The organism is Stenotrophomonas sp. STEN029, from assembly GCF_056760015.1.
Map to the genome: position 1 here is coordinate 19,662 of NZ_JBRREC010000019.1, position 18,010 is coordinate 37,671.

Genomic DNA, 18,010 nt, shown 5'->3' on the forward strand with positions numbered 1-18,010 from the left:
TGGCCGTCACACTTTGGCTCCGCCAGCCCGATGAGTCCGCATCCGTTGCCAGCAATACCGCCACACCGGCCGTCAAAAAAACGGCCAAACCAAGCAGCCAAAGCATGCGTGCACGCCGCCGCAGGAGTGCGAAGGGCACGGGTGGAGCGGAAGTGGCCGGATCGGCTTGCATGGTGAGCGGGGGTTTGGACAAGCGTCGGCGCAGTTTAACGGCTTGTGCACATAGCGCACGACGAAGTGCTCAATTCTGCCGAGTTGGTGCCGTTATCGAATGGGTACCCGGTTTGTCGGGCGTGGAGATAGATCGCGTGGATCGCGGCGTCATAGCTAGCCTGCTTCGTCACCCGTTGAATGCGGCCGTCGTGCTGCTGGACACGGACGGGCAACCATTGGCCGCCAATGGCATGGCCAGGGAGCTGGGCCTGCCCGAACGCCTGTCACGTTATTGCGCGCAACTTGCCGGCATCCGGCAGCGGCTGGACCGGCACGAGGCAGTGGCCTGCCCGCTGCCCGGTGCCGGCGAGCGCTTGGACGGCTGGCTCAGCGTGGTCCAGTCGCCCTCGGCGGTGCCGTTGGGGTATTTGTACTCCCTGGCCAGCGATACCGAGGCGCGCAATGCCCGTTGGGCGATGGCGATGGAATCGGCAGGCCACAGTCTGTGGGACTGGGATATCGTCAGCGACGCGGTCACCCGCGCCAGTCCGGCGCATGTCGCCAACGCGGCGCAACCTGGCATCGGCCTGCTTGACGAAGTCCATCCGGACGACCAACTGCAGCTGCGCCAGGCCATTGCCGCGCACCTGCATGACCCGCAGGTGCCCTTTGCCTGCCAGTTTCGCCTGCGTCAGGCTGACGGCAGCTGGCATTGGGTGCTGGATCGCGGCCAGGTAGTTACCCGCGCAGGGGATGGTCAGCCGTTGCGGATGGTTGGTACGTATACCGATATCCAGCAACAGAAGTCGCTGGAGGACGAGCTGCGTTCGCAGCAGGCTCTGCTGCGCCGCGCCCAGCGTGTGGCTGGCATGGGCAGCTGGGTATGGGAGCCGCAGCGCAAGCGCGTGCAGTGGTCCGAGGAATTTGCCGCCGCCATTGGCTGGAGCAATGCCGCGCTACCGACCGGACGGCAGTGGTTGCGCAATCTGAACAGCGATGCCCGCACGCATCTGTTCTGCAGCTGGCGGCGCCTGCTGGATGAGGCCAAAGGTGGCAGCTTCGATATCACCTGGGGTCGCGACCCGGTGACCCAGCAGCAGCTGCGCATCTGGGTGGAGCTTGATTACGATACCGCCGGCAGCCTGCACCGCGTGTTGGGGCAGGTGCAGAACATCAGCAATCAGCGCCGTACCGATGCCTTGATCCGCTGGCGCACCGAATTGCTGAACCGCGTGTCCGCGCTGGGCCGTATCGGCGGCTGCGAGATCGAGGTCAGTACTCGCGCGATGCAATGGACCGAGGAGTGCTACCGCATCCACGGCCTGCGCAAGGCGCCGATGACCCTGGACCAGGCATTGGACCTTTACATCCCGGACTCGCGCGACAACTTCGAGTCGGCGTTGCTGCGCATCGCCGAAGGCGGGCTGCCGGAACAGCTTGATCTGTGCTTCTATCGTCCGTCCGGGCAGCGGGTGTGGGTGCAGGTGCTGATCGAACTGGACCAGCGTGATGGCTTGCCCGAACGATTCGTCGTGCTGTTCCGCGACATCACCCGCGAACGCGAGGCCGATGAACGGCTGGAACTGCTGGCCCACTACGACCTGCTGACCGGCCTGCCCAATCGCATGCTGCTGCGTGAGCAGGGCTCGGAAGCGATCATCGAGGCGCGCGAACGTGGTGCCGTCCTGGCGATGCTGTTCATCGACCTGGACGGCTTCAAAAGCATCAATGACACCTTCGGTCACGCCACCGGTGACATGTTGCTGAAGGCCGCGGCGGCGCGCCTGCACCAGAACCTGCGCAACGCAGACCTGTTCGCTCGCTTCAACGGTGATGAGTTCATCGTGATCCTGCGCAACCTGGTTGAGCCTGATGATGCCGGTCATGTGGCGCGCAAGCTGATTGCCTCGCTGGCTGAGCCGCTCTACCGCGAGGATGTCACCTTGAAGGTTGGTGCCAGTGTGGGTATCGCGCTGCTGGACGAAGGGCGTAATGACTTCGACAGCCTGCTGCGTGCGGCCGATGCGGCCATGCATGCGGCCAAGGAGGCTGGTCGCAATACCTACCAGTATTACAGCCAGGATGCGCTGGCTCGCACCCAGCGCCGGGTCGAGATCGAACATGCATTGCATGGAGCGGTCGAACGCGACGAGTTCAGTCTGGTCTACCAACCGCTGGTGCACGCCAATGGCGACGCCATTCCCTCGATCGAAGCGCTGCTGCGCTGGAACAGCGGCAGGATCGGCTCATGCAGTCCCGCCGAGTTCATCCCGATCGCAGAGAAATGCGGCGAGATCATCCATATCGGCGACTGGGTGCTGCAGGAAGTCTGCCGGCAAGCCGTGGTCTGGCAGCAGGCCGGGTTGAAGTTCGAGCGCATCGCAGTCAACGTGTCCGCCTTGCAATTGCGTGATCGCGGCTTTGCCGAACGCGTTGTCAGCATCTGCCAGCAGTACGGCTGGCCGCCACAGCGGCTGGAGCTGGAGCTGACCGAGTCGGCGCTGATCCGCGACACCGATGCGCTGCGCCAGTGTTTTGATGTCTTCGAACAGCACGGCATTCCGCTTGCGGTGGATGATTTCGGTACCGGTTTCTCCAACCTGCATTACCTGAACCGTTTCCCGGTGCAGCGACTGAAGATCGACCGCAGCTTCGTGCAGGGCATGTTGCACGACGTCGGCACCGCCGAGGTTACCCAGGCCATCGTGCATCTGGGTCATGCGCTGGGCATGTTGGTGGTGGCGGAGGGCGTGGAAACCCCGGCCGAAGCAACGATGCTGATCCAGCAGGGCTGCGATGAACTGCAGGGCTATCTGTTCTCGCGACCACTGCGACCGCGCGAGATGGTGCAGTGGCTGCGCAGCGGTCCGGGCGAGTTGCTTGAATCGCCGAGCCAGGGCGCGATCACCACAATCAGCGCAACCCACTGATCGACGGCAAGAACAAATACAAGCCCGGCTGCCTGATCCGCAGCCGGGTTTTTTCGTCCTGTGGGAGCGGCGTAAGCCGCGAAGCTGGCGATGCTGGCAGGCCTTGACCCGATGCTATGCGTGCTTCGCGGCTTACGCCGCTCCTACAAAGATAGCTGCGGTGCACGAGGACATGTGACCCGGCAACGGCTGCGGAGCATCAATTCTCCACTGCTTCTGCCTTGACCGAGCCAGTCTGCTCACCGGGTGTGGGAGCGGCGTAAGCCGCGAAGCTGGTGTTGCTGGCAGGCCTTCATCTGATGATGTGCGTGTTTCGCGGCTTGCGCCGCTCCCAAAGGGCATTGTGCGCGCACGCATGTTGACCGGTTGGGGCGGTGTCTCAGGGAACGGACAGGTCCCAGTCGATGCTGCTTGTGAGCCAATCGGTCTCTTCTGCCTGACCAGGGGGCGTGTCTTGAGCGCGCAGTGCACGCAGTTCCAGCAGCTCCTGCCGTGCATGCTGTTCAAGCCGCGCGAGTTGTTCGCGTCGACTCAGCGGACTGCCGTTGGCGATAGGTGATGGAAGCATGGCGTCATCAGCCTGCGATGCTGGCTCGGCGTTGCTGTTGGCGGTGGAGCGGGATGTCAGCATATATCAGCGTGGTTGCAGCAACAGCAAAGCCCCGGCCAAGGGCCGGGGCTCGGGTGCAGGGATGGAGCAGTGCGAAATCAGAACAACTCTACCGTGCCAGCGCCCATGCTCTGCTGGGACACCGGCTTGTGCGGCGGGCGTTCCCATTCCACGCGCATTTCGCGCAGGCGGTTGCCGGTGCGCTGCAGTGCGCTAACCATCTCGCCATCGAAGACGCCGCCGTTACGGTGCAGCAGTTCCTGCAGCGCCACGGCTTCGCGGTTGATCGCGCCAAGACGGTCAAGATGGGTGTGCACGCCGCCCAGGGCCTGGGTGGCGATGTCCTCGAACTGCAGGGCGCGCACGGCTTCGGCCACGCTGCCGTCGATGGCGCGGCCGCATTCGGAGATCTCGCGCATGCCATCACCCAGCGAGGCGTTGATGGCGGCAACACTGTCCAGCATCGAGGCTGCTTCGTGGCGGGCTTCGCGGGACCGGTCCATGTCGCGTGAGGCCATGTGGGTGACGGTTTCACGCACCTTGGCAATCGCGTCCTTGGAGCTGTGGGCCAGCTTGCGGATCTGCTCGTTGAAGGTGGTGGAGCGCTCGGACAGATTGCGCACCTCGTCGGCCACCACGGCGAAGCCACGACCGGCTTCACCGGCACGCGCGGCTTCGATGGCGGCATTCAAGGCCAGCAGGTTGGTCTGGTCGGCGATCGACTTGACGTCTTCCAGCAGGGCGAAGATGCCATCCAGGTGCTGCGCCATCTGGTCGATGTGCTGCACGGTGTTGCTGCTCTGGCCGCTGACCTGCTCAAGTGCTTCCACCAGCTGTTCCATCTGGTGGCTGGCATTCTGGGCGAAGCGGGCCACGTCGACACCGCCGCCACCTTCATCACCGGCGCGGTCAACGATGCGGGCCAATGCCTGGCTCTGCTGGCGCGACTTGCGGCTCATCGCATCGAAGCTGCCGCCCAGGCCGCCGACGGCCTGCCGGATCAGCTCGCGGGCGCGCTCGATCTCGCTGCGCGAACCATCGATTTCGTTGCTGACAAAGCTGCGCAGTTCGTTGAGCAGCTGGTCCTGCTCCTTCAGCACCTTGGCGTGCTCAGGCGAGCGCTGGCTTTGCGAATGCACGCTCCACCAGGCAAACACCAGCCAGCTCAGCACCATGGTGGTCAGGATCGCCCACAGGGCCGCGGAGGGCCAGGACAGGACGGCAGCGACCACAACCAGAAGGGTGAGGACAAGCGGGGCTGCCAAACGGATTGCAATACGTGAATACATGGACGTTCTCGGGAGAGTCACGAATGCAGTATCGGCAGTGGGCAGGGTGTCTTTAGGCCACTGGCGTGAATCCCGGGAGGTTTTGCGATGCAGGCCCGCAACCGCTGCGATTGCGGGCCTTGAAAATCAGCGCAGACGGCGCTCGATGGCTTCGAGCATGGCCTTGCGCGAGAACAGGAAATCCCAGTAAGCGCCGCCAAGCTGGCGCCACAGCACCGCCGAGCGTACCGCCGCCAGCAGCAGCGCCCGGATCTCCGACACCACCATCGCCTGGCCCAGGTAGTGCGGGTTGCCCTGCACCATGATCTTCGGCTTGAGCTGGCTGATGGTGTCTGCATACAGCGCGCCCATCGCGCTCAGTACGTCCGGGTGGCAGCTGTCGCCGCGTTCCTGGGCAATGCTTGCAGCGCGCTCGATGCCGGCTTCAACCTTGTCGACCGTGGCGCCTTCACGCACGAAGCGACGTTCCAGCTGCATCACCGACAGCGCGAGCCGCGGCAGCAGGTCGTCCTTGCCCTGGTTGCGGAAGTAATCGCGCAGCAGGCGCAGGCCGGGTTCCACCTGGTTGGCACTGCCGTACACGGCAGCGGGCGAGCTGGCATCAATACGCATTACGCTGTCCATTGCGGTACGCACCACGGCGCTCTCCGAATGGCCGGTTTCTGCGATGCGGCGGACCTGCTGCAAGGCCTGGGCAATGCCAGCCAGGGCAAGTACGCGGTCATCGATGGAAAAGGTCATGGTCATCTCTCAAGGGGAAACAGGGGCGGCCAAACGGCGCTCCAGGGGTGCATCGGTGGCGGCGATCACCGCGCCGCCCAGGCATTCCATGCCGTCGTACAGCACCAGTGATTGGCCGGGGGTGACGGCGCGTTGCGGGCGCGCGAAATGCACGTCCAGCGTACCGTCATCACGCACCTTCACGGTGCAGGCTTCGTCGGGTTGGCGGTAGCGGGTCTGCGCGGTGCACTCGAACTCGCGCGCGGGCGGGGCACCTGCAATCCAGTGCATGGCCTCGCTGCGCAGCCAGTTGGACTGCAGCCAGGGGCTGTCATGGCCCTGGTCGACGTACAGGATATTGCGGGCTACGTCCTTGCCGACCACGAACCACGGCGCGGCCGGGCGCCCACGCACGCCGCCGATATTCAGGCCCTCGCGCTGGCCAAGGGTGAAATAGAACACGCCGGGGTGACGGGCGATCACCTGGCCATCGGGGTCGTGGATCTCGCCCTCGCGGGCCGGCAGGTACTGGCCAAGGAACTCACGGAAATCGCGTTCGCCGATGAAGCAGATGCCCGTCGAATCCTTCTTGGCATGCGTGGGCAGGCCAGCGTCACGGGCGATGCGGCGCAGCTCGCTCTTCTCCATGTGCCCGATCGGGAACAGGGTGGCTGCCAGCTGGGTCTGGCCCAGCTGGTGCAGGAAATAGCTCTGGTCCTTGCCACGATCGGCACCGCGCAGCAGGCGCCAGCGGCCGCCGGAGTGGTCGACCTGGGCGTAGTGGCCGGTGGCGATGCGCTCGGCGCCCAGCTCGCGCGCGGCGTCCAGGAAGTGCTTGAACTTGACCTCGCGGTTGCACAGCACATCCGGGTTGGGCGTGCGGCCAGCCGCATATTCGGCCAGGAAATGCTCGAACACACCCCGCCAGTATTCGCTGGAGAAATCGCGGAAGTGGAACGGGATGTCGAGCCGGCCGCAGACCGCCACGGCGTCGCGGCGATCATCCTCGGCACGGCAATGGCCGCTGCCATCGTCGGCCCAGTTCTGCATGAACAGACCGGCGACATCCAGGCCTTGCTGGACCAGGGTAAGTGCTGCCACCGACGAGTCCACGCCGCCGGAGACGCCCACCACGATGTTGGGATTGCTCACGGTGCCACCTGTCGCACAATCGAAAGCGGGTAGCGCTGCCCGGCCAGCCAGTCGGAAATCGTATGCCAGACCAGCGGGCTGCGCAGCCGCGCCATATCGGCCTGCAGGGCTACCGGGCTCATCCACAGCGCCTGCACGATGCCAGTGTCCAGCGCCTGCTGCGGGTGGTGCTGCAGCGGTTCGGCGGAGAAGGCAAAGCGCAGGAACGGCGTGCCGTCGGCGGCCGTCCATTGATAGCTGCCGATGAAGCCGGTCAGGTGCACGTCCCAACCGGTCTCTTCGCGGGTTTCACGCACGGCCGCCTCGAGCAGGCTTTCGCCTGGCTCGAGATGGCCGGCCGGCTGGTTCAATACCCGCCGGCCGTTCTTTTCTTCTTCCACCAGCAGCAGTTGCCCTGCGCGGGAGACCACGGTGGCCACGGTCACATGTGGCGCCCATCGCTGGGACTGCAATGCATTCACGCTCAGTACTCGTCCTTGGACGTCATTTCCAGCTCGATCGCATCGGCGCTCTTGGCGGCGGCGTCGATGGCATCGGAAATCACTTCCGCGCTGGCATCGGCGTCAATCTTCACCACGAACATGGCCACCTCGCCCTGCTTCACCCAGCCGCCGAGCTTGGAGTCGTTGGAATCCTCCAGCAGGCGGTTGGCGACCAGTGCCGGGAACTGCGGACCTTCGGACTTGTAGCCCGGCGACCAGATTTCGCGCACGTGGTGGCTGCCATAGGTTTCGACGTTGGAGCGCACGAACACCAGCTGGGTACGGTCATCGTCCATTTCAAAGACCAGCTGGTAGTCACCGTCGCTGTCTACCTCGTACTTGTACTTGAGGGTATCAAGCAGGCGACCGACCGCACGGTCCGGTTCGCCGGCAAAAGCGGTTCCAGCGGTGGCGGTGGCCAAGGTCAGCAGGGCGATGCTGAGTACGGACTTCTTCATGTTTTCCCCAAGGAATGGATGGTTAGCCGGTAAATTGTGCGGGGGCGAGGGGGCAGACGTCCAATGGTCAAAAGACAGCCAACTGGAACGGCTATAATCGCCAGATGTCCCAGAAGACCCAACACGACAGCGAACACGGCCTGCTGGTAGCTCCCGGCAAGCCCGAGGTTGCGCCCCCGCCGCAGTACCAGGTGATGCTGCTGAACGACGATTACACCCCGATGGACTTCGTGGTGACTGTCCTGCAGAGCTTTTTCTCGATGGACATGGACAAGGCCACCCAGGTGATGCTGCACGTCCATACCCGCGGCCGTGGCATCTGCGGTGTGTATACCCGGGAAGTCGCCGAGACCAAGGTTGCCCAGGTCAATGAGTTCTCGCGGATGAACCAGCACCCACTGATGTGCACGATGGAGCGGGCCTGAGCCTGCCTTGGGCGCCGATCCAGCGCTTGGCTTTCTCCCCATGCGGCAGGGTTATCAGCATCGGCGGCGCAGCGGACACTTACCTGCTGTAGAACTGCCGGTATGCCCGGGTGAGGCAGTCCGGGCTGGCGGAACGATCCGTTTCGCGCGAGACACACAATCCCGATCCAAGCCCCTGTTCCTGCGTCGAAAGTGAATGCAGGATTCACGGAGGCGGGCGATTTGCCGTGCCTGCCGGCCCGGCGTCTACATCTTCGTCATTACGGTGCTGGAAAAATCGTCGTCAGGCCGCATATTGTCTCCAACCGCAACCGGAGTGCCTTATGTTCAGTAAAGACCTCGAGCAGACCATTGGTCAGTGCTACAAGCGCGCCCGAGAAGCCCGTCATGAGTACATGACGGTTGAACATCTACTGTTGGCGTTGTTGGAGAATGCTTCGGCGCAGGCGGTTCTCAAAGCCTGCGGCGCGGACCTGGAGCGCCTGGGTCGCGAGCTGGCGAAGGCGATCAATGCCTCGGTCTCGTTGCTGGCCGAGGATGACGGCCGGGATACGCAGCCGACCCTGGGCTTCCAGCGGGTGCTGCAGCGGGCCGTGTACCACGTACAGTCCTCCGGCAAGAAGGAGGTCACCGGTGCCAATGTGCTGGTCGCCATCTTCGGCGAGAAGGAGTCGCACGCGGTCTATTACCTCAACCAGCAGGACGTGACCCGCCTGGATGTGGTCAATTACCTGTCCCACGGCGTGGGCAAGAGTGGCGATGACCCGGAAATGTCTTCCCCGCTGGAAGGTGAGGGCAGGACCGAAGGCAGTGAGGGGGAAGGCAAGGGCGATTCCCTGGCCGAGTTCGCCAGCAATCTCAACGAACAGGCCAAGGCTGGGCGGATCGATCCGCTGGTTGGGCGCCGCGACGAGATCGAGCGTACCATCCAGGTGCTGTGCCGCCGCCGCAAGAACAACCCGTTGTATGTCGGCGAGGCCGGCGTCGGCAAGACCGCCATCGCCGAAGGCCTGGCCAAGCGCATCGTCGATGGTGAGGTGCCGGACGTGCTTGCCGATGCGGTGATCTATTCGCTGGATCTGGGCGCGCTGGTGGCTGGCACCAAGTACCGCGGCGACTTCGAGAAGCGCCTGAAGGGCGTGATCACCGCGCTGAAGAAGATTCCCAACTCGGTGCTGTTCATCGACGAAATCCACACCATCATCGGTGCCGGTTCGGCGTCGGGTGGCACCATGGATGCGTCCAACCTGATCAAGCCGGCGCTTGCCTCCGGTGAGCTGCGCTGCATCGGCTCAACCACGTTCCAGGAATACCGTGGCATCTTCGAGAAGGATCGTGCCCTGGCGCGGCGCTTCCAGAAGATCGACATCGTCGAGCCGACCATCGGCGAGACCTTCGAGATCCTCAAGGGCCTGCGGCCGAAATACGAGGCGCACCACAGTGTGACCTATGCCGACGATGCATTGCAGGCGGCGGTGGACCTGTCGGTCAAGCACATTGCGGATCGCCTGTTGCCGGACAAGGCCATCGATGTGATCGACGAGGCCGGTGCGCGCCAACGCCTGTTGCCGGAAGGCCAGCGCAAGGAGCGCATCGACATCGAGGAGATCGAAGCGATCGTCGCCAAGATGGCACGGATTCCGGCCAAGCAGGTTACGGCGACCGACAAGGATGTGCTGCAGCATCTGGAGCGCAACCTGAAGATGGTGATCTTTGGCCAGGACCAGGGCATCGAATCGCTGGCTTCGGCGATCAAGCTGTCACGTTCCGGCCTCGCCAGTCCGGACAAGCCGATCGGCAACTTCCTGTTCGCCGGCCCCACCGGCGTTGGCAAGACCGAGGTGACCCGTCAGCTGGCGTTGCAGCTGGGTATCGAGCTGGTGCGCTTTGACATGTCCGAGTACATGGAGCCGCATTCGGTCAGCCGCCTGATCGGTGCGCCTCCGGGCTACGTCGGCTTCGACCAGGGCGGTCTGCTGACCGAGAAAATCGTCAAGACGCCGCACTGCGTGCTGCTGCTGGACGAGGTGGAGAAGGCGCATCCGGACATCTTCAACATCCTGTTGCAGGTCATGGATCGTGGCGTGCTTACCGACACCAATGGTCGCGAAGCGAACTTCAAGAATGTGGTCCTGGTGATGACCACCAATGCTGGCGCAACCCAGGCAGCGCGTCGCTCGATCGGCTTCACCAAGCAGAACCATGCAACCGATGCGATGGAAGTGATCCGCAAGAGCTTCACCCCGGAGTTCCGCAACCGCCTGGATGCCGTGGTGCAGTTCCAGCCGCTGGGCTTCGAGCACATCCTGCGGGTCGTGGACAAGTTCCTGATCGAACTGGAAATGTTGCTGCAGGACAAGCATGTTTCGTTGTCGGCCACGCCGGCTGCCCGCGAATGGCTGGCCCATCACGGCTTCGACGCCGACATGGGCGCGCGTCCGATGTACCGCGTGATCCAGGACAAGGTGAAGCGCCCCCTGGCCGACGAACTGCTGTTCGGCAAGTTGTTGAACGGCGGCAAGGTCAGCATCGATGTCCGCGACGGCGAGCTGATCGTGGAAACCGAGTCCGAGCCGGAGCATCTGTTGCCGGCAACGGTGTAAGCCAGCTCCTGTGGGAACGGCGTAAGCCGCGAAGCCAGGATTGTTTCGACGCAAACAAAACCCCGCATCCAACGATGCGGGGTTTTTCTTTTGCTCTGGTCCCTCCCTTGTGCCGCAGGCGCAGGGGAGGGTTGGGGGGGGGGCTTCGTTGCCTCTGTAGTGCCGAGCCATGCTCGGCATGGGGCATTACCAGCAATGCCCCACCCCCCGTAGTGACGAGCCATGCTCGGCAGGAGCGTTACCGGTAACGCTCCTGCCGAGCATGGCTCGTCACTACGGGGGGTGGGGCATTGCTGGTAACGCCCCTGCCGCGCATGGCTCGGCACTACGGGGAATCCTGGCCACGCGAAAAAGCCAGCGCTAAGGCTGGCTTTCTGCTCACGCTCGACTTACCGCATTACTTCATGCGGTAGGTGATACGGCCCTTGGTCAGGTCGTACGGCGTCATCTCAACCTTGACGCGGTCACCGGTCAGGATGCGGATGTAGTTCTTGCGCATGCGGCCGGAAATGTGGGCGATGATTTCATGCCCATTTTCCAAGCGAACACGGAACGTGGTGTTCGGCAACGTCTCGCTGACGGTGCCTTCGAACTCGATGGAGTCGTCTTTCGACATGTAGTCCTGTGCGGTTCTGCGGACGGCCATTGGCCTAAGGGCGGGCATTTTACGCTGTCGCGGCCAAGGATGCAAAGTTTGCGTTAAGTACCGGCATTCAAGCCAACGCCGAGGCGGCCAGTTCGCCGAATCTGGGCGTCCAGCTGCCAGCGTCGCTGGGTTGCTGTACCAGTTGGCGCACGCTTTCCAGAAACACTGCGCGGGGCAGGTGCTCCGCACCCATCCGCAGCAGGTGCGGGTTTTCCACCTGCGCGTCCATCAATGGCCAGCCCCACTCGGCCAGGGTGCTGGCCAGGGCAGCGAGTGCGACCTTCGAGCCGCCGCTGCGGCCACTGAACATGCTTTCGCCGTAGAACATCTGGCCGATGGCGACGCCGTAAATGCCACCCACCAGCGCTTCGTCGTCGAACACTTCCACCGAATGCGCGTAGCCGAGCTGGTGCAGGGCGACATAGGCCTGGTGCATGTCGGCGGTGATCCAGGTGCCATCCTGGCCGGGGCGCGGGGCCAAGGCGCAGGCCTGCATGACCTCGGAAAACGCTGTATCAGCGCGGATCGTCCAGTTGCTGTTGCGCAGCCCGCGCCGGAAGCGCGAGGACAGGTGGACCTGATCGGTGCGGAACACCATGCGTGGGTCCGGTGACCACCACAGCAGCGGTTGGCCCTCGGAAAACCATGGAAAGATGCCGCCGGCATAGGCATTGAGCAGCCGCACCGGGCTGAGGTCGCCACCGACGGCAAGCAGGCCATCAGGCTCCCGCAAGGCCAGCTCGGCGGGCGGGAACGGCGCATCGCTGGCGCTGTCCAGCAGGAACGGACCTTTGTTGCTCATTGCGATGGATCTTCCTGCTTGAAGGGCGAATGGCGCATCAGGTCTGCGGCATAGGTCGCGACATCCTCGCGCTCGTGGCCGCACCAGTCGCGTGCCGCCTCGCGGAACTGCGGATGGGCCAGCCAATGGTGGCTGCGAACCTGTGTCGGAAGAAAGCCGCGCGCCAGCTTGTGCTCGCCCTGCGCGCCGGGCTCGAAGCGCTGCAGGCCTTCGCGCAGGCAATATTCGATGCCTTGGTAATAGCAGGTCTCGAAGTGCAGGCCGGGCAGGGTGGCGCCGCCCCAGTAGCGCCCGTACAGCGTATCGGCGCCACGCAAGCACAGCGCGCCTGCAATCGGCTCGCCATCCTGGATCGCCAGGAACAACACCAGCTGACGCGGCATCTGCTCGGCCATGTGGCGCAGGAACGCCAAAGTCAGCGCCGGCGCGTTGCCGTACTCGGCAAAAGTCTGCAGGTAGAAGCCGTGCATGGCGCGCAACTCGTCCGCGCTGGCCTCATCGCCGTGGCGCACGACGAAGCTGATGCCGGCGCGGACAACCTTGGCGCGCTCCTGGCGGATGTTCTTGCGCCGCTTGTGATCCATCGCGCCGATGAAGTCATCGAAGTTCTTCCAGTCCGGCTGGCGGCGCCACTGGAACTGCACGTCATCGCGCTGCAGCCATTGCGCGCCGAACAATGGGTCTTCATCGGCGAGATGGAAATTGATGTGTGCGGACGACAGGTCGTTGTCCTGCACATGGCGCACGATGGCCTCGATCAATGCCTGCCGATCAGCGTCGTAATGGGCCAGTAAACGCGGCCCGGTGACCGGAGAGTAGGGCACACCACACAGCCATTTCGGGAAATATTCCAGACCGTGGCGGGCATATGCATTGGCCCAGGCATGATCGAACACGAACTCACCGTGCGAATTCTGCTTCAGGTAACCCGGTGCGGCGGCGATTAGTTCATCGTCGCGCCACAGGCTCAGGTGCTGGGCCTGCCAGCCCCATTCCGGGCGCAGGCAGCCATGCTGCTCCAGTCCACTGAGAAAGGCGTGGCTGATGAAGGGGTTGCTGCCGTCATGCAGGCCATCCCACTGCGCGGCGCACAACGCTGCAAGGCTGGGGAGGACGCGAAGTTGCAAAGGCAGGTTCATGGTTCCAGCGTCAGTACGTCGATGACGGGTGGGTTGAACAGGCGCAATGGCAGGCCGATCTCTCCGCTACCGCTGGTGGTGAAAACACGTATCGGACCGCAGGCGCCCTGCATGACCTGCTCACCGCGATCGAAGCCATAAGCGCTCGGAATGACCTTGCGGTACAGCCAGGGGATGCGGATCTGCCCGCCATGCGTATGCCCGGCGAGCACCACGGCCACATTGCCGGCGCACACCTGCATGGCGCTGTCGGGGTTATGGGCAAGAATGATCGTGGGTCCAAGCAGTGCTTCGCCTCCGAGCAGGAAGCGCGCGTCATCCCGCCCTGCCCAGCGATCGCCGAGGCCCGCCCAATCCACACCATCGGCGTCCCTGAGCAAACGTCCTTCGATGACGTTCATGCCGTGCGCGGCGAGAGCGGCACGCAAGGGTTTGTCGATGTCTGGGCCGGGCTTTTGCTGGTCGTGGTTGCCGAGTACCACAAACGCGGGCGCGCGCAGGTCCGCCAGCGGTGCGAACAGCTCCTGCAGCGACAGGCCTTGTGGCTCGTAGGTCAGGTCGCCGGCGATCGCCACCGCGTGGACATCCTGATCGTTGATGCGCTCGACCAACCGCTCAAGGAAGCGCCGATCCTTGTAGACGCCCAGGTGGATGTCACTGACCAGAGCGAGACGTGTCGCGGTGCCGGTACCTTCCAGCGTGGTGTGCCTGATCACGATCATCTGCGGCTCGATGAAGCGTGCCCAGGCGAACACGCTGCAACCGAGCAGTAGCACCACGGTGGCTGCGCGGTGCTGCCGTTTGCGCCAGCGCCACAGCAGCCAGGCGATGACAGGAAAGACCAGCCAGCTGCCATGGAACAGCAGCTGCTTGATCATCAGCTTGTCCATGGCGGGCTGGCCGGGTGGGGCGCTCAGGCGCCCTTTTCGTCCAGGAAGCGCTCGGCGTCCAGTGCGGCCATGCAGCCGAAGCCGGCCGAGGTGATGGCCTGGCGGTAGTGCTGGTCGGCAACGTCGCCGGCGGCGAAGACGCCTTCGACCGAGGTCATGGTGGCGTTGCCGCCCAGGCCGGAACGGATTTCCAGGTAGCCGTTGTTCATTGCCAGCTGGCCGGTGAACAGCTCAGTGTTGGGCTGGTGGCCGATGGCGACGAAGAAGCCGTGGGCTTCGATATCGCGGGTGCTGCCGTCCAGAGTGGACTTGACGCGCACGCCGGTGACGCCAGCGTCATTGCCCAGCACTTCGTCGACCTGGTGGTGCCACACGGTTTCGATCTTGCCGGCGGCGACCTTGGCGAACAGCTTGTCCTGCATGATCTTTTCCGCCTTCAAGGTGTCGCGGCGGTGGACCAGATAGACCTTGCGGGCGATGTTGGACAGGTACAGGGCTTCCTCAACGGCAGTGTTGCCGCCGCCGACCACGACTACGTCCTGGTCGCGGTAGAAGAAGCCGTCACAGGTGGCGCAGGCAGACACGCCGCGGCCCTTGAAGGCTTCCTCGGACGGAATGCCCAGGTATTTGGCAGTGGCGCCGGTGGCGATGATCAGCGCATCGGCGGTGTACTGGGCGTTGTCACCGGTCAGGGTGAACGGGCGCTTGGACAGGTCGGCGGTATGGATGTGGTCGAACACCACTTCGGTTTCGAAGCGCTCGGCATGCGCCTGCATGCGCGCCATCAGGTCCGGACCCATCAGGCCATGCGCATCGCCCGGCCAGTTGTCGACCTCGGTGGTGGTCATCAGCTGGCCACCCTGCTGCAGGCCGGTAACGACCAGCGGCTTCAGGTTTGCGCGTGCGCCATAGACCGCAGAGGTCCAGCCGGCGGGGCCGGAGCCGAGGATCAACAGGCGGGAGTGCTTGGTCGGGAGGCTGGAAGTGCTCATGTATACTCGCGAAAGTCAGGATTGGTGGCCCGAACGCGGCATTCCGCAACTGTCCGGGCAAGCCAATAGAGTGGCGGTCTGACCCCGGTGAATCAAGGCACGTGAATGGAACTGCGCGGCCCGTTGGATACAACTCCGCGGTTTCCCGCATTGCCGCCGCCTCCGTCTGGCGGCTTTTTGACGTTTTCTGTCTGTCAGCAGTACCGCAGTGCGCTGTAATTGGGTGAAACCCGACGATCTGTCGTTTAATATCAATCACTAACCGTGCATTTTTAAGGTCTGGTCAAAGGTGGCGAAACAGGTCCCGGAACGCGACAAGAGCCCCAAGGCTGCCGCTGAAGCGCGCAAGTCGGCGGCTGCAGCAGCAGACAATCCGCGTCGTCAAAAACTGTGGCGTGACCTTGCGTTGATCGCGATCGCGCCGGCGTTGCTGTATCTGCTCGCCAGTCTGTTCACGTATTCGCCTACCGATCCGGGCTGGTCACAGTCGGGCTCGGTGGTTGCGCCCGTGCACAACATGGGCGGCAAGGTCGGCGCATGGATTGCCGATGTACTGCGCCAGTTGTTCGGCTATGTGGCCTACCTGATCCCGCTGATGCTGGCGGCGGTCGCATGGATCGCCATGTTCGGGCTGAAGAAGACCGATGAGCGCGGCCAGGATGACCTGGGCCCGGCGCTGCGTCTGGTCGGCATCGTCGGTTTCCTGATTGGTGCTACCGGTTTCCTGTACCTGCGTCTGCCGCCGGGTGATGTTGCCCGCGCAGGCGGTGGTCTGGGCGTGCTGGTCGGCAAGTCGCTGCAGACTGGTTTTGGCCCGGTGGGTAGCAACCTGTTCCTGCTGGTCCTGCTGCTGACCTCGATCACCCTGGCCACCGGGCTGTCGTGGTTCGCGGTGATGGAGAAGATCGGCAAGTGGGTGCTGGCGCTCGGCCCGATGCTCAACAAGAAGAAAGAGCAGGCCAGCGAGTGGCAGCAGACCCGCGTGCTGCGCGAGGAGCGCGAGGAAGTGCGCAAGGTCGACGCCGAGGTACGCGCCAAGCGCGAGCCGGTGAAGATCGAGCCGCGCCCGGCACCGGTGATCGAGAAGAGTGACCGCGCCAAGCGCGAGACGCAGATTCCGATGTTCCAGGGCGTCAATGGCGACGGCTCGGACATCCCGCCGCTGGCCCTGCTCGACGACCCCAAGCCGCAGGCCAAGGGCTACGACGAACAGACGCTGGAAACCCTGTCGCGGCAGATCGAGTTCAAGCTCAAGGACTTCCGCATCGATGCGCAGGTCGTCGGCGCCTATCCGGGCCCGGTGATCACCCGTTTCGAGATTGAACCGGCGCCGGGCATCAAGGTCAGCCAGATCAGTTCGCTGGACAAGGACATCGCCCGCGGCCTGTCGGTCAAGTCGGTGCGTGTGGTTGACGTGATTCCGGGCAAGTCGGTGATCGGCCTGGAAATCCCCAACGTCACCCGCGAGATGATCTTCCTGTCCGAGCTGCTGCGCTCCAAGGAATACGACAAGTCGGCCAGCGTGCTGACCCTCGCTCTGGGCAAGGACATCGCCGGCCGCCCCAGCGTGGCCGACCTGGCGCGCATGCCGCACCTTCTGGTGGCCGGTACCACCGGCTCGGGCAAGTCCGTTGCGGTCAACGCGATGGTGCTGAGCCTGCTGTACAAGGCCAGCCCGAAAGACCTGCGCATGCTGATGATCGACCCGAAGATGCTGGAGCTCAGCGTCTACCAGGGCATCCCGCATCTGCTGGCGCCGGTGGTCACCGACATGAAGGAGGCCGGCAACGGCCTGCGCTGGTGCGTGGCCGAAATGGAGCGCCGCTACAAGCTGATGAGCGCGGTCGGCGTGCGTAACCTGGCCGGCTTCAACAAGAAGGTGAAGGACGCCATCGACGCTGGCCAGCCGATGATGGACCCGTTGTTCAAGCCCAACCCGGAGATGGGCGAGGCCCCGCGTCCGCTCGAACCGCTGCCCTTCATCGTCATCTTCATCGACGAATTCGCCGACATGATGATGATCGTCGGCAAGAAGGTCGAAGAACTGATCGCACGCCTGGCGCAGAAGGCACGTGCGGCCGGCATCCATCTGATCCTGGCCACGCAGCGCCCGTCGGTGGACGTGATCACCGGTCTGATCAAGGCCAATATCCCGACCCGTATCGCCTTCCAGGTCAGCTCCAAGATCGATTCGCGCACCATCCTCGACCAGTCCGGCGCGGAAGCGCTGCTGGGCAACGGCGACATGCTGTACCTGCCGCCGGGCACCGCCATGCCGGACCGCGTGCACGGCGCCTTCGTCTCCGACGAAGAAGTGCACCGCGTGGTCGAGCACCTGAAGGCCAGCGGCCCCACCGATTACATCGAGGGCGTGCTGGACGAAGTGCAGACCATGGGCGATGGCGTGGTGGTCGGCGCCAACGGTCTGCCGGAGAGCAGTAGCAGCGGCGGTGACGAGTCCGATCCGCTCTACGACGAAGCCCTGCGCATCGTCACCGAAACCCGCCGCGCTTCCATTTCTGGCGTGCAGCGTCGCCTGAAGATCGGCTACAACCGTGCCGCGCGCCTGATCGAGGCAATGGAAGCGGCCGGCGTGGTCACCGCGCCCGAGCACAATGGCGATCGCACCGTGCTGGCGCCGCCGCCACCCAAGCACTGAACGAAAGGGCGGCATTCAGCGATTGATTGCCGCCCATTCAGTTTGCAAGAGGCAGACTCT

15 protein-coding genes are annotated in these 18,010 nt (G+C 63.9%); 4 read left to right on the forward strand and 11 right to left on the reverse strand.

All coding sequences use genetic code 11. The annotated features are described in order from the left end of the window. The first annotated feature begins 308 nt into the window (after window positions 1-308). Window positions 309-3,083, forward strand: a complete 2,775-nt coding sequence (locus ACVOLI_RS06375; RefSeq protein WP_481533983.1) for a bifunctional diguanylate cyclase/phosphodiesterase — start codon at window positions 309-311, stop codon at window positions 3,081-3,083. Between the two features lie 379 nt (window positions 3,084-3,462). Here ACVOLI_RS06375 and ACVOLI_RS06380 read toward each other — a convergent pair whose 3' ends face one another. From ACVOLI_RS06380 to ACVOLI_RS06405, 6 genes are all read right to left on the reverse strand, one after another. Next, on the reverse strand, window positions 3,463-3,714 hold the full coding sequence (locus ACVOLI_RS06380; RefSeq protein WP_481533984.1) for a hypothetical protein: 252 nt from the start codon (window positions 3,712-3,714) through the stop codon (window positions 3,463-3,465). A gap of 77 nt (window positions 3,715-3,791) precedes the next feature. Then, window positions 3,792-4,982 (reverse strand): methyl-accepting chemotaxis protein, encoded by a 1,191-nt coding sequence (locus ACVOLI_RS06385; protein ID WP_481533985.1) that lies wholly within the window; start codon window positions 4,980-4,982, stop codon window positions 3,792-3,794. A gap of 126 nt (window positions 4,983-5,108) precedes the next feature. Continuing rightward, window positions 5,109-5,723 carry a high frequency lysogenization protein HflD gene (hflD, locus tag ACVOLI_RS06390; RefSeq protein ID WP_481533986.1) on the reverse strand — a complete coding sequence of 205 codons (615 nt, stop codon included), beginning with the start codon at window positions 5,721-5,723 and terminating at the stop codon, window positions 5,109-5,111. A gap of 9 nt (window positions 5,724-5,732) precedes the next feature. After that, window positions 5,733-6,854 carry a tRNA 2-thiouridine(34) synthase MnmA gene (gene mnmA / locus ACVOLI_RS06395; protein ID WP_481533987.1) on the reverse strand — a complete coding sequence of 374 codons (1,122 nt, stop codon included), beginning with the start codon at window positions 6,852-6,854 and terminating at the stop codon, window positions 5,733-5,735. Then, window positions 6,851-7,315, reverse strand: coding sequence for an NUDIX hydrolase (locus tag ACVOLI_RS06400; RefSeq protein ID WP_282272349.1), 465 nt, complete (start codon window positions 7,313-7,315; stop codon window positions 6,851-6,853). Before ACVOLI_RS06400 ends, mnmA begins: the two co-directional genes overlap by 4 nt. A 2-nt stretch (window positions 7,316-7,317) precedes the next feature. Further along, on the reverse strand, window positions 7,318-7,794 hold the full coding sequence (locus ACVOLI_RS06405; RefSeq protein ID WP_481533988.1) for a hypothetical protein: 477 nt from the start codon (window positions 7,792-7,794) through the stop codon (window positions 7,318-7,320). A gap of 104 nt (window positions 7,795-7,898) precedes the next feature. Between ACVOLI_RS06405 and clpS the strand changes: the two genes are divergently transcribed. Both clpS and clpA read left to right on the forward strand, forming a co-directional pair. Beyond that, the gene (gene clpS / locus ACVOLI_RS06410; protein ID WP_282272346.1) at window positions 7,899-8,219 is read left to right on the forward strand and encodes an ATP-dependent Clp protease adapter ClpS; all 321 of its coding nucleotides are present in this window, start codon (window positions 7,899-7,901) and stop codon (window positions 8,217-8,219) included. 323 nt (window positions 8,220-8,542) lie between these two features. Beyond that, window positions 8,543-10,822 (forward strand): ATP-dependent Clp protease ATP-binding subunit ClpA, encoded by a 2,280-nt coding sequence (gene clpA, locus ACVOLI_RS06415; RefSeq protein ID WP_481533989.1) that lies wholly within the window; start codon window positions 8,543-8,545, stop codon window positions 10,820-10,822. Window positions 10,823-11,219: 397 nt separating this feature from the next. Here the strand turns inward: clpA and infA are convergent, their stop codons facing one another. From infA to trxB, 5 genes are all read right to left on the reverse strand, one after another. Continuing rightward, a complete protein-coding gene (gene infA / locus ACVOLI_RS06420; RefSeq protein WP_005409596.1) occupies window positions 11,220-11,438 on the reverse strand; it encodes a translation initiation factor IF-1 in 219 nt (72 codons plus the stop codon). 97 nt (window positions 11,439-11,535) lie between these two features. After that, window positions 11,536-12,270 carry a leucyl/phenylalanyl-tRNA--protein transferase gene (gene aat, locus ACVOLI_RS06425; protein ID WP_481533990.1) on the reverse strand — a complete coding sequence of 245 codons (735 nt, stop codon included), beginning with the start codon at window positions 12,268-12,270 and terminating at the stop codon, window positions 11,536-11,538. Then, on the reverse strand, window positions 12,267-13,409 hold the full coding sequence (locus ACVOLI_RS06430; protein ID WP_481533991.1) for a GNAT family N-acetyltransferase: 1,143 nt from the start codon (window positions 13,407-13,409) through the stop codon (window positions 12,267-12,269). The genes aat and ACVOLI_RS06430 overlap by 4 nt, the downstream gene beginning before the upstream one ends. Further along, the gene (locus ACVOLI_RS06435; RefSeq protein WP_481533992.1) at window positions 13,406-14,287 is read right to left on the reverse strand and encodes a metallophosphoesterase; all 882 of its coding nucleotides are present in this window, start codon (window positions 14,285-14,287) and stop codon (window positions 13,406-13,408) included. Before ACVOLI_RS06435 ends, ACVOLI_RS06430 begins: the two co-directional genes overlap by 4 nt. A gap of 35 nt (window positions 14,288-14,322) precedes the next feature. After that, window positions 14,323-15,291 (reverse strand): thioredoxin-disulfide reductase, encoded by a 969-nt coding sequence (gene trxB, locus ACVOLI_RS06440; RefSeq protein WP_303746396.1) that lies wholly within the window; start codon window positions 15,289-15,291, stop codon window positions 14,323-14,325. 289 nt (window positions 15,292-15,580) lie between these two features. Between trxB and ACVOLI_RS06445 the strand changes: the two genes are divergently transcribed. Beyond that, window positions 15,581-17,950 (forward strand): DNA translocase FtsK, encoded by a 2,370-nt coding sequence (locus tag ACVOLI_RS06445; protein WP_303746397.1) that lies wholly within the window; start codon window positions 15,581-15,583, stop codon window positions 17,948-17,950. Window positions 17,951-18,010: the final 60 nt, after the last annotated feature.

Excerpts from the sequence above, each read along its gene's own strand:
- ACVOLI_RS06380 (WP_481533984.1), bottom strand. The coding sequence starts at position 3,714 with ATGCTGACATCCCGCTCCACCGCCAACAGCAACGCCGAGCCAGCATCG.
- ACVOLI_RS06385 (WP_481533985.1), bottom strand. The coding sequence starts at position 4,982 with ATGTATTCACGTATTGCAATCCGTTTGGCAGCCCCGCTTGTCCTCACC.
- hflD (WP_481533986.1), bottom strand. The coding sequence starts at position 5,723 with ATGACCTTTTCCATCGATGACCGCGTACTTGCCCTGGCTGGCATTGCC.
- ACVOLI_RS06405 (WP_481533988.1), bottom strand. The coding sequence starts at position 7,794 with ATGAAGAAGTCCGTACTCAGCATCGCCCTGCTGACCTTGGCCACCGCC.
- clpS (WP_282272346.1), top strand. The coding sequence starts at position 7,899 with ATGTCCCAGAAGACCCAACACGACAGCGAACACGGCCTGCTGGTAGCT.
- clpA (WP_481533989.1), top strand. The coding sequence starts at position 8,543 with ATGTTCAGTAAAGACCTCGAGCAGACCATTGGTCAGTGCTACAAGCGC.
- infA (WP_005409596.1), bottom strand. The coding sequence starts at position 11,438 with ATGTCGAAAGACGACTCCATCGAGTTCGAAGGCACCGTCAGCGAGACG.
- aat (WP_481533990.1), bottom strand. The coding sequence starts at position 12,270 with ATGAGCAACAAAGGTCCGTTCCTGCTGGACAGCGCCAGCGATGCGCCG.
- ACVOLI_RS06430 (WP_481533991.1), bottom strand. The coding sequence starts at position 13,409 with ATGAACCTGCCTTTGCAACTTCGCGTCCTCCCCAGCCTTGCAGCGTTG.
- ACVOLI_RS06435 (WP_481533992.1), bottom strand. The coding sequence starts at position 14,287 with ATGATCAAGCAGCTGCTGTTCCATGGCAGCTGGCTGGTCTTTCCTGTC.
- trxB (WP_303746396.1), bottom strand. The coding sequence starts at position 15,291 with ATGAGCACTTCCAGCCTCCCGACCAAGCACTCCCGCCTGTTGATCCTC.